The following is a 578-nucleotide window of genomic DNA, read 5'->3' on the forward strand; positions in this document are numbered from 1 at the left end:
TAGGCCTGTCCCATATCCATTGATACTGCTTTGATCCCTTCCCGTGTCATCACCGGTAACTGCTCGAAGAATGAAATCAGCACTTCTGCTCTTCGTCCGTGCTCAACCCAAATTAAATGACCTGAGTCCAGATCGTAGACCACCGTCATATAATCATGCCACTTTGCTCTAGCAACCTCATCAACACCAATATGGCTTAGGTTGGTTAACTGCTCTGGGTCTAATGCTGGCAAGCTTGAGCGTAAGTATTCTCTATCGATATTCTTCACCGTCTCCCAACGGATTCCTAGGTGCTGAGAGACAGCGTGGATACTCATGTGCCGACACAGTCCACTTATGAATTTGCAAAAGCGAGAAGTATACCGACCACCTTTAGCCACATATTCTGTCGTCTCAATCAGCCTTCTTCCGTCTTTATTTCTCGTTTGAGCAAGCTCAACTTCAATTATGCAAGGTCGGCCACTAACAGGAAGATCCTGCAGACGTCTTCGGACGTAATGGTCAACAGTACAAGAAGCTCCAGCTATAGGCTCTCTAACCTTGAATCGTCTATCTCGACGACACCGCACGAGCACGGA

At 47.2% G+C, this 578-nt stretch carries 1 protein-coding gene; it reads right to left on the bottom strand.

Annotated elements, in window-relative coordinates; translation table 11 throughout:
- Positions 1 to 578 (bottom strand): transposase (locus tag NHN17_RS25890; RefSeq protein WP_255045543.1); only part of this gene is annotated, 578 nt, incomplete at both ends.

It is taken from the genome of Photobacterium pectinilyticum, from assembly GCF_024357955.1.
Classification (GTDB): Bacteria; Pseudomonadota; Gammaproteobacteria; order Enterobacterales; family Vibrionaceae; genus Photobacterium; species Photobacterium pectinilyticum.